The organism is Nocardiopsis sp. NPDC057823 (assembly GCF_042797335.1).
In the GTDB taxonomy this organism is placed as follows: domain Bacteria; phylum Actinomycetota; class Actinomycetes; order Streptosporangiales; family Streptosporangiaceae; genus Nocardiopsis; species Nocardiopsis changdeensis.
In genome coordinates this window covers 158,609-168,199 of the sequence record NZ_JBHVLR010000002.1, presented here as the reverse complement: position 1 = coordinate 168,199, position 9,591 = coordinate 158,609, and the positions used below count along the sequence as shown (strand labels likewise).

Annotated in this window: 7 protein-coding genes and 1 CRISPR repeat array; all 7 genes read right to left on the bottom strand. The window is 75.9% G+C overall.

Annotated features, from left to right (window positions below; genetic code table 11):
• Positions 1-28 precede the first annotated feature (28 nt).
• Positions 29-484: a CRISPR direct-repeat array (repeat unit 29 nt; unit sequence GGGACCATCCCCGCGTGCGCGGGGAGCAC).
• Positions 485-851: 367 nt separating this feature from the next.
• The 7 genes from ACFVNO_RS05095 to ACFVNO_RS05065 all read right to left on the bottom strand — a co-directional run bounded on the left by ACFVNO_RS05095 (position 852) and on the right by ACFVNO_RS05065 (position 9,554).
• The gene (locus tag ACFVNO_RS05095; protein WP_378889496.1) at positions 852-1,679 is read right to left on the bottom strand and encodes an endo alpha-1,4 polygalactosaminidase; all 828 of its coding nucleotides are present in this window, start codon (positions 1,677-1,679) and stop codon (positions 852-854) included.
• A 52-nt stretch (positions 1,680-1,731) separates the two neighbouring features.
• A complete protein-coding gene (locus ACFVNO_RS05090) occupies positions 1,732-2,748 on the bottom strand; it encodes a cellulose binding domain-containing protein (RefSeq protein ID WP_378889493.1) in 1,017 nt (338 codons plus the stop codon).
• Between the two features lie 165 nt (positions 2,749-2,913).
• Positions 2,914-3,732 carry a CoA ester lyase gene (locus tag ACFVNO_RS05085; protein ID WP_355255665.1) on the bottom strand — a complete coding sequence of 273 codons (819 nt, stop codon included), beginning with the start codon at positions 3,730-3,732 and terminating at the stop codon, positions 2,914-2,916.
• A complete protein-coding gene (locus ACFVNO_RS05080) occupies positions 3,729-4,937 on the bottom strand; it encodes a CaiB/BaiF CoA transferase family protein (protein WP_378889489.1) in 1,209 nt (402 codons plus the stop codon). The genes ACFVNO_RS05085 and ACFVNO_RS05080 overlap by 4 nt, the downstream gene beginning before the upstream one ends.
• Complete coding sequence (locus ACFVNO_RS05075) at positions 4,934-6,955, bottom strand: formylglycine-generating enzyme family protein (protein WP_378889486.1); 2,022 nt, start codon at positions 6,953-6,955, stop codon at positions 4,934-4,936. Before ACFVNO_RS05075 ends, ACFVNO_RS05080 begins: the two co-directional genes overlap by 4 nt.
• On the bottom strand, positions 6,952-8,331 hold the full coding sequence (locus ACFVNO_RS05070) for an ADP-ribosylglycohydrolase family protein (RefSeq protein ID WP_378889483.1): 1,380 nt from the start codon (positions 8,329-8,331) through the stop codon (positions 6,952-6,954). Before ACFVNO_RS05070 ends, ACFVNO_RS05075 begins: the two co-directional genes overlap by 4 nt.
• On the bottom strand, positions 8,328-9,554 hold the full coding sequence (locus tag ACFVNO_RS05065; RefSeq protein ID WP_378889480.1) for an ADP-ribosylglycohydrolase family protein: 1,227 nt from the start codon (positions 9,552-9,554) through the stop codon (positions 8,328-8,330). Before ACFVNO_RS05065 ends, ACFVNO_RS05070 begins: the two co-directional genes overlap by 4 nt.
• Positions 9,555-9,591: the final 37 nt, after the last annotated feature.

Genomic DNA, 9,591 nt, shown 5'->3' with positions numbered 1-9,591 from the left:
CCATCCAGGAACTCGCCGCACAGGCGGGGGGACCATCCCCGCGTGCGCGGGGAGCACCGGCACCGGGCCACGCTCCGGTTCGCCGGCCAGGGACCATCCCCGCGTGCGCGGGGAGCACGCCCTCGTGCCCGGCGGCGTGCTCGCAGTCCAGGGACCATCCCCGCGTGCGCGGGGAGCACGCCGACGACGCCGCCGACGCCCGCTGGATCCCGGGACCATCCCCGCGTGCGCGGGGAGCACGTCGCCACGCTGAAGTACGAGTCGGCGGACTGGGGACCATCCCCGCGTGCGCGGGGAGCACAGCGCGGCGACGTGGCGCGAGGCCAACCCCGGGGGACCATCCCCGCGTGCGCGGGGAGCACTTTGACCGGGGCGGCTATCGCGTAGCGCGGTAGGGACCATCCCCGCGTGCGCGGGGAGCACTCGATCCTGGGCACCGAGGTCCTGGCCGTCGAGGGACCATCCCCGCGTGCGCGGGGAGCACAGTAAATGACCTGGGAAGATACCACCGGATATTAAGCGATTTTCAAACTTCTGGAGATTCGGACACTGGTCTCGAAGCGTCACTTTATACGCGCGGTGGAGGGAGAACCCGGGAACACAGAACCCCGGGGGTGCGAGCACCCCCGGGGTCTGTCGGTGCGTGAAAGTTCCAGGAAGGGAACACCGACAGATTCATTGTGCACCACACCGGGACTCTCCGTACACGAACGATTGCGCTCCCGTCGCTTTCCGGTCGACCCGAGGGCGGCGGTACGGCCGGGGGTGGGTGGAATGTCCGCACTCGGGGCCGGGTCTCCCGGGGGATCGGCAATGAAAACGTGACCATAGGTCCCGTCTGCAACCCGGGGCTAGCACGCCTCGTAAAGGTGCCCCCTGGCGCCCTCGGGCACCAGGTCGAGGTCGCGCAGGATGGTGCGCGGCGGGGTGTCCGGGTCGGCGCACACCTCGGCGAAGGTCGTCCCCCGCTCTTCGAGCGTGTCCGGGTACTCGATGTCGAGCACCCCCTCGGCGCCGTAGGCGGCGGCGTAGACGTCGCACTCGTCCCAGGCGCCGCACGACTCGGCGACGGCGAAGTCGAACCCCGCCTCGACGCCCCGGTCGGTCTCCTCCGCCGTGTTCTTCTGGGCGGCGAGCATCCCGTGCTCGTGGACGACCGCGACGAGCGCCTCGGCCAGGGCGAAGTTGTCCTCGGCGGTGAGCGCCCCGTCCGAGCGCGTGAAGGAGTCCAGGTTGTCGAACTCCACGGCGGCGAACCCCGCGTCGGCGCACCCCCCGATCGTCCCGGCGAGCAGCTCCGTGATGCGCTCGCGCCCGGCCGGGTCGGAGGTGTCCAGCAGGAGCTCGTCCGGCCAGCCCGGGTCGGCCACCGGCTCCCCCGCGCCGTCGAGGAGGACCAGCCCCTCGTCGAGCCACCGGTCCGCCTCGCCGGGCTGGGTCTGGAACCCGTTGACGTAGCAGACCGAGTACAGGCCCGGCTCCGGCTCGTCCGTGGAGTCCCGGACCACGATCCCCACGCCGTCGGGCGGCCCGTACCCCCCGCCCAGCTGGTAGTCGAACCCGCCCTGGGGCAGGCCCTCCGGTTCCGCGTGGGAGGACAGGTCCGCGGCCGGCGCGCACGCCGTCGCGAGGACGGCCAGCGCGGCGACGGCGGCGAGCGGTGTCGGCCGGGAGTTCATGGTCGGAGCCTAGCGGCGGGCCGGGCGGTGCCCCCACCCGGCCCGCCCCGGGTCACGGCGCCAGGGCCGCGAACCAGCGGTCGGCGATCCTGCGGTCGCCGCTCGCCGACGGGTGGACCCCGTCATAGGTGTCGGCGTCGGTGTCGAACCCCGTCCACTGGTCGACGACGGTGACCGGCGACTCGGCGGTCGTGTTGGCCGCCGCCCAGGCCGGGATGGCCGCGTTCAGGTCCCGCACCCCCTGTCCGCAGGTCGCGCAGCTGCGGTCGGGGTCCATCGGGATGATCTGGGCGACCAGCACCCGCATGTGCGGGTCGTGCGCCCGCATCTGCGCCAGCAGCGTGTCGTAGGCCGCCAGGATGTCGGCCGTTGGGATCCCGCTCCAGACGTCGTTGGTGCCGAAGTGCATGAGCACCGTGTCCGGGTCGCTCCGCTCCAGCCACCCGGCGAGCAGCCCCTGCCGGGCCACGTTGGTGACCAGGTAGCCCCCGTGCCCCTCGTGTTCGCCGTCGTAGGCGAACCCGCAGCCGTCGCCCGGCAGGGTGCCGACGAAGTCCACCTCCTGCCCCGCGTCCACGAGGTCCCGCCACAGCAGCGCCCGCCAGCACCCCGGCGAGCCCGTGATGGAGTCCCCCAACGGCATGATCCGCACCGCGTCCCCCTCTTCTCCTCCGTTGTCCCCGTCCCCGAACGCACAGCTCAGCCCGGTGAACTCGGCCTGCCCGCCGGTGGTGGTGCCCTGTACCCCGAACTCGGCGGAGGCGCCCGGAGCGAGGTCGGAGTTCCATGCGGCGCCGCGGGCGGTGACCGTGTCCCCGTCGTGCTCGAACCCGGCGTTCCACCCCGCGGTGGTGGCCTGCCCCGCCGGGTGCGTCCAGGTGGCGGACCAGCCCGAGACCGGCTCGTCCCCGGTGTTGGTCACCGTGATCGAGGCGGTGAAGCCGCTCCCCCACGAGGAGGTGACGACGGCTCGGGCCGCGCATGTCTCGGCGGCCGCCGCCGGAACCGGGGCGAGGGCGGCCGCGGCGAGCACGGCCGCGAGGGCCGTGTTCAGGAGGGTGCGTAACACGGTCACATCCTTTCGGTCGGGTCTGGGAGCGCTCCCAGACGACCGAACGGTATCCCGCCGGCGCCGCCGCGCAAACCCCCTTTGTCCCCGGGCGCCGGGCGATCCGGCCGCCGCCGGGGGTCAGCGGGGCGCCGGCGGGCGGGCCGCGGGTCCCGGCAACGCGGCCTAGCGGTCCGCGAGCGCGAGGGTGGCGCGGGCGCGGTCGAGCATCGCCCGGTCCAGGAAGGTGCCGTCCGGGAGCGCGATCGCGCCCACGCCCGCGTCGGCCGCCTCGCCGACCCGGGCGAGCACGGTGCGGGCCCGGTCGACCTCGTCCGGGGTGGGCAGGAACGCGGCGCGGATGACCGGCAGCTGCGCCGGGTGGATCGCCGCCCGCCCGCAGAACCCCAGGGCCCGCCCCGCCGCGCAGGACGCCGCCAGCCCCTCCGGGTCCCCGACCCGCGGGTACACCGACATGGCCGGCGGCGGCAGCCCCGCCGCGCGTGCGGCGACCACCGTGCGCCCCCGGGCCCAGGCCAGCGCGGCGTCGCCGTCGGCCCGCAGGTCCGAGGACAGGTCGGCCTCGCCCAGGCCCAGGGACGCCACGGCCGGGGAGGCCGCCGCGATCTCGAAGGCCCGCTCCACGCCCAGCGCCGACTCCAGCAGCGGGTGCAGGGGGCGGCCCGGCAGGCGGGCGGCCAGGTCCCGTACCTGGTCCGGGGACTCCACCTTGGGCAGGCGGGCCCCGACGGCGGCGGGCAGGCCGGCGAGGGCCGCGAGGTCCCCGGCGTGCCAGGGGGTGTCCGGGTGGTTGATCCGCAGCTGCGCCGGCCGGTCGGCGCCGGCCAGCAGCCGCGCGGCCGCGGCCCGCGCCTCGTCCTTGCGGGCCGGGGCGACCGCGTCCTCCAGGTCGACGATCACCACGTCCGCGTCCGAGTCCAGCGCCCGCGCCACCCGGTCGGGCCGGTCGGCGGGCACGTACAGCCAGGTCAGCGGCGGTCTCATACCTGTCCCTTCGCCCGCAGTCCGGCGATCCGCTCCGGCGTGAAGCCGAGCTCGGCCAGCACCTCGTCGGTGTCGGCCCCGTGCGCCCGCCCGGTGAACCGGATGACGCCGTCGTTGCCCGACAGCCGGAACAGCGGCCCCTGCATGAGCATCGGCCCGAGTTCGGGGTCCTCGATCCGGTGGATCGTCCCCAGTTCCCGGAACTGGGGGTCGTCCACGATGTCGGACGCGTCGTACACCGGGGCGACCGCCGCCTGCGCCTCCTCGAAGGCCGCGACCACCTCGTCCCGGGTGCGGGCGGCGATCCAGCCGCCCACCGCCGCGTCGAGCACGTCGGCGTGCCGGGCCCGCTCGGCGCCGCTGCCGAACCAGGGCTCGTCGGCCAGCTCGGGCCGCCCCACCAGGCGGACCACGCGTTCGGCGATGGACTGCGCGGAGGTGGACACGGCCACCCACTTGCCGTCGCCGGTGCGGTAGGTGTTGCGCGGCGCGTTGTTGACCGACCGGTTCCCGGTGCGCGGCTGCACGGTGCCGAGCCGGTCCCAGCGGGTGATCTGCGGTCCCAGCATGGCGAGGATCGGCTCGATGATGGCCGTGTCCACGACCTGCCCGCGCCCGGTGCCCGCGCGGGCGGACAGCGCCACCATGACCGCGAACGCCGTGGCCAGGGACGCAATGCCGTCGGCCAGCCCGAAGGGCGGCAGGGTGGGCGGCCCGTCGGGCTCGCCGGTCATCGCCGCGAACCCGCTCATGGCCTCGGCGAGGGTGCCGAAGCCCGGCCTGGTCCGGTAGGGCCCGACCTGCCCGAACCCGCTGACCCGGGCGAGCACCAGCCCGGGGTTGCGGGCGGACAGCTCCTCGTACCCCAGCCCCCAGCGTTCGAGGGTGCCCGGGCGGAAGTTCTCGATGACGACGTCGGAGCGCTCGGCCAGGGCCAGCAGCACCTCCCGGCCGCCCTCGGTGGACAGGTCGGCGGTGGCGGTCCGCTTGTTGCGCCCCAGGGTCTTCCACCACAGGTTCACCCCGTTCTCGGAGGCCCCGTGGGTGCGCGCCGGGTCCGGCCGCTCCGGGTGTTCGAGTTTGACCACGTCGGCGCCCATGTCCCCCAGGTGCAGCGCCGCCATCGGTCCGGCGAACAGGGTGGCGGCGTCGACGACGCGCAGCTCGGCGAGGGCCCCGCGCGCCGGGTCGCGTGAGACGGTCACCGCGCACCTCCCGGCAGGTCCCAGGCACAGCGGAAGCCGACGGTGGCCGAGCGCGCCTGCCCCAGGCCCGGCAGCAGCAGCTTGACGCTGTACTCCGGCCCGCGGCGCCCGCCCTCCACGTACCACTCCGACCCCTCGGCGGTGTGGTCGCTGCCGCCCTTGAGCATCACGAACCGGGTGCGCCCGTCGCTGTGCTCGCTCTCGGTCCAGTTCCACACGGCGGGCTCGCCGCGCAGCAGCGCCCCGGTCTCCCCGGCGAGCTGCCACTCGTCCTCGGTGGGCAGGCGGCCGCCCCGCCAGGCGCAGTAGGCCCGGGCGTCGTCGAGGTCGACGAAGGTCACCGGCCGGTCCAGCGTGCCGGGGGCGGGCCGGCCGTCCCGCCAGTGCGCGAGGAACCGGTGCGGCAGGGCCGGGGTGTAGCCGGTGGCGTCCAGGAACTCGGCGAACTGCGCCTGGGTCACCTCCGTGGCGGCCACCGCTACGGGGGCGTCCAGCACCCCGTCGCGCTGGAGGACGCGGGCGTCGTGCAGGCGCGGGGGCAGCGGCTTCCACTCGTCGACGTAGGGCGCGCCCTGGTACATGCCGGTCTCGCGGGCCCGGTAGCGGACGGTCAGCGCGTAGGGGCCGGCCGGGACGACGGCGACGGCGCCGTCGGGGCCGCTCCCTCCGGCGGGGACCGCGGGCGCCGCCGGGGCGAGCCGGCGGGCGAGGCGGTGCCGGAACCGGGCGTCGGGGTCGTGCGGCCGCCGCCCCAGCTCGGCCAGCAGGCCGGGGAGCCATTCGGGGACGGGGGTGCCCTCGGCCACGTGCAGCAGGGCCGCGATCCCCCGGGCGGGCACGGCGGCGCGCCCGTCGGCCGACCGGCCGCCGCCGGTGAGGTCGAACAGCCTTCCGTCCGCGGGCGCCCCGGGGAGCACGGGCCCCTCGTGGTCGCGGTCGGAGGCGTTGGCCAGGGTCCACAGGGTGAGCCCGTCCCGCTCCCAGCGGGAGGCGTACACCCCGGCCCGCTCGGCCGCGGGGTCCAGTTCCGCCAGCGGGGTCCACTCCCCCTCCAGCAGCAGGTCGCCGGCGGCGCGCTGGACGGCCGTCATGCGGGCGACGGTGGCCGCGTCGCGGCGGGACCAGCCGACCCACACCCCGAAGACCACCTCCCAGACCATGACGCCGACCCCGTTGAGCCAGGCCGACCGCAGCTCCTCGGTGTGGTCGCGGTGCCAGCGGCGCACGTGGTGCTGCATGTGGCGGCGCTCGTACCAGTGGGCCCGCAGCACCCCGGGCACCGGGGAGTCCGCGAAGAACTGCGCCCAGGAGGCGGAATGGTCCTCGATCCGCTCCACCGCGAGCTTGGACTCGCCCTCCAGGACCACCCCGGGGCGGGCGGCCTCCAGCCGCTCCACCAGTTCGGGCTCGGCCTTCTTGAGCGTGTCCAGGAAGACGCCGTCGGCGTCCAGGTCGGCCACCAGCGTGGCCAGTTCGGTGACGTCGTCCGCGCCGCGTCGGGTGCCCACGTCCCAGGGGTTGTAGTCGACGAACACCCGCACCCCGGCGGCGTGCAGGTCGTCCACCAGGTCCCGCAGCCCGGGCACCTGCCGGTAGTGGTCCCACTGGTTGCGGTCGTCCAGGCCGATGACGGGGTAGGCGTGCCACAGGACGACGGCGTCCAGCCCGCCGAACCGCTCGCGCGCGTCGGCCAGGAACCGCCGGGGGGTGAACCGGCCCTCCTCGAAGGAGTACAGCAGCTCGTCCCACAGCCACACCTGCGCCACCGTGTGGCAGCGGGCCGCCCAGGCCGCCTCCGGGCGCGCGTACGCCGAGCCGTCGTAGGCGTGGCGGGCGCGCGCGTCCTCGCGCCAGGCGTGCAGGCGGGCCCGCCAGGCGGGGCGGTCGGCGGCCCGTTCGGGGGCGGCGAAGATCTTGGCCTCGTCCAGCGCGACGAGCCGTTCGGGGGTGAGCTCGGCCGGGACCTCGGTGGGGCGGTCGATGGGGCGCGGGACGAGCGGGTCGAAGGTGTAGGTCATGCGGTCCTCGTGTCGTTCGTCGGACCCGGCGCGGGCCGGGCCGCGGCCAGGGCCGCCGTGCGTGCGGCCAGTTCGTCGATGCGCCGCTCCCCGCCGGGCAGCGAGGTGGCGATGCGGCCGTCCAGGGGGCGGGTCCACTGTCCGCCGATGCCGTCGACCCCGGCCAGGGCGCCGACCACCCCGCCGACCGTGGCGGCGGCGGAGTCGGTGTCCCAGCCGGCGGTGACGGCGATCGACACGCTGGGGCCGAACTCCCCGCCCCCGCGGGCCAGGGCGTAGGAGATGACGGCGGCGTTGTTGAGCACGTGGACCCAGTGCAGGTCGCCGTAGGCGGCGTGCAGCCGGTCCAGGCCCGAGCGCACGTCGCCCTCGGCGGCGGCCTCCCGGCCCAGGCCCACCGCGGCGGCGATCCGGCTGCGCGGCGGCAGCACGGTCTGTGCGGCGTCCAGGACCTCCTCGACCGAGCCGGCGGTCATCGCCGCCGCGCCCAGCGCCGCCGCCCACATCGCCCCGTACACGCCGTTGCGGGTGTGGCTCAGCCGGGCGTCGGTCCAGGCCAGGCGGGCGGCCGTGCGCACGTCGCCGGGGTGCGTCCAGCCGTACAGGTCGGTGCGGATGAGGGCGCCGATCCACTCGCGGAACGGGTTGTGGTGCGTGGCGGTCTCGGGGACGGGCCGGGCGTCGAGGATGTTGCGGTAGGCGGCCCGCTCGGCGGTGAACACCCGGCCCGCGGGCATGAGGTCGAGCCAGAGCGCGGCGACGTCGTCGGTGGTGAACCCGGGGCCGTGCCGCTCCAGGAGCTCCAGCGCGAGCATCGGGTAGTTGAGGTCGTCGTCCTCGGGCGTCCCGTCGATGTTCTCCTCCAGGGAGGTGCCCGCGCTGCGCCGGTTCCACGGCCACCGGGCGGCCACGTCGGCGGGCAGGCCGACGGCGGTGAACCAGCGGTCCAGAGGCCAGCGGCCGGTGGCGCGCAGGATCTCCTCGATGCCCTCGCGGGGGATCTTCTCCACCGGTTTGCCCAGCAGGCAGCCCGCGGCGCGCCCGGTCCAGGCGCCGCGCACCCGTTCGGCGAGGCCGTCCCCGGGCGCGGGGAGCGCCGGGGGCGGGGGCAGCAGTTCCTCGATCCGCTCCCACGGGTCGGGCTCGTGGTCGGCGGCGGGGATCGGCAGCGCGTCCAGCTCGTCGAGCAGGGTGCGGGCCAGGGCCCGCAGCGGGGCGGGGGCCGGGGTCGGCCCGGCCCCGCTGACGACGGGGACGGGGTCGCCGCCCGCCGCGGTCCAGCGGGCGAGGACCTCGCCGGTGTCGCGCCCCTCGGCCCGGGACTGGACGAGTTCGTGGGCGACCAGGTCCTCGGGCTGCGCCCAGGTGAGCCTCATGCCGCACCGTCCCCGGAGCCGTCGGCCGCGGCGGCCCCCCCCGCCGCGGCCGGGCCGGCGGGGTCCCCGCCGATCAGGGCGTCCATCCCGCGCAGCCGCGCCAGGGCGCGCTCGCGGTCGGCGCGCAGGATGTCGGCGGCGGCCGAGGCCATGAGGCGGCCGGTCGCACGGATGTCCATGCGGCTGGCCGCCTCGACCGCGTCGATCCACTCCGCAGGGACGGCGGCGGACCCGCCCAGCCCCGCGCAGACCGCACCGGCCATGACGGCGATCGAGTCGGCGTCCCTGCCGTAGTTGACCGCGGCGAGGACGGCGCCGCGGTAGTCGCCCCCGTGCCCGAGAAGCAGGCCCAGGGCGGCGGGGAGCTCTTCGATCGCCTTGGTCCGGGAGGGCCGCCGGGCGTCCCGGGACATCTGCCGGTAGTGCGGGCCCACCGAGTCGAAGGGCTCGACCGCGGCGCGCACCAGCCGGGCCAGTTCGCGCTCGCCCTCGTCGTCGGCGGGCGGACCGGCCCAGCCGTCCAGGGCCCGGACCACCGATTCCAGGGCGTCCCGGGTCCCGTCGTGGGCGACCTCCAGGGCGGCGGCGACCACGTCGTCCGCCGTCGCCCCGGGCGCCACCGCGGCGGCGACCATCGCGGCGAACACCCCGGCCGCCTCCCGCCCGTAGCTGGACTGGTGGGCGCCGGTGAGGTCGATCGCCTCGGCGTAGGCGCCGTGCGGGTCCCCGGCGTTGGCCAGCCCCACCGGGGGCATGTACATGGCCGCGCCGCAGTTGACCACGTTGCCGACGCCCGCCTCCCGGGGGTCGACGTGCCCGTAGTGCAGCCGCGCCACGATCCACTTCTCGGCCAGGAACACCCGCTGGAGCAGCAGCGCCGTCGACTCCAGCTCGGGGATCCAGCGCGGTTCCCCGATCATCAGCGGGACGAGGTCCTCGGCCATCGCGTACGCGTCCAGGTGCGCGCGCCGCTCGGCGTAGACTTCCACGAGCGCCCGGGTCATCAGGGTGTCGTCGGTGATGTGCCCGTCGCCCTTGTGGTACGGCGCGATCGGGCGCGCCTCGCGCCAGTTCGGGTACCAGGGGCCGACGATGCCGGTGACCCGGCCGCCGTGGCGCTCCTCGATCTGCTCGGGGGTCCACCCCTCGGTGGCACCGCCCAGCGCGTCACCCACCGCGGCTCCGGTGATCACGGCCACCGCCCGGTCCTGCAGCCAGTCCACGACTTCTCGCCCTTCGTCCTCGGCTCTCGACTCTCCG

What these genes read in the sequence shown, in the direction of transcription:
- ACFVNO_RS05075 (WP_378889486.1), bottom strand. Translation starts at nt 6,955, where the DNA reads ATGACCTACACCTTCGACCCGCTCGTCCCGCGCCCCATCGACCGCCCC.
- ACFVNO_RS05085 (WP_355255665.1), bottom strand. Translation starts at nt 3,732, where the DNA reads ATGAGACCGCCGCTGACCTGGCTGTACGTGCCCGCCGACCGGCCCGAC.
- ACFVNO_RS05095 (WP_378889496.1), bottom strand. Translation starts at nt 1,679, where the DNA reads ATGAACTCCCGGCCGACACCGCTCGCCGCCGTCGCCGCGCTGGCCGTC.
- ACFVNO_RS05070 (WP_378889483.1), bottom strand. Translation starts at nt 8,331, where the DNA reads ATGAGGCTCACCTGGGCGCAGCCCGAGGACCTGGTCGCCCACGAACTC.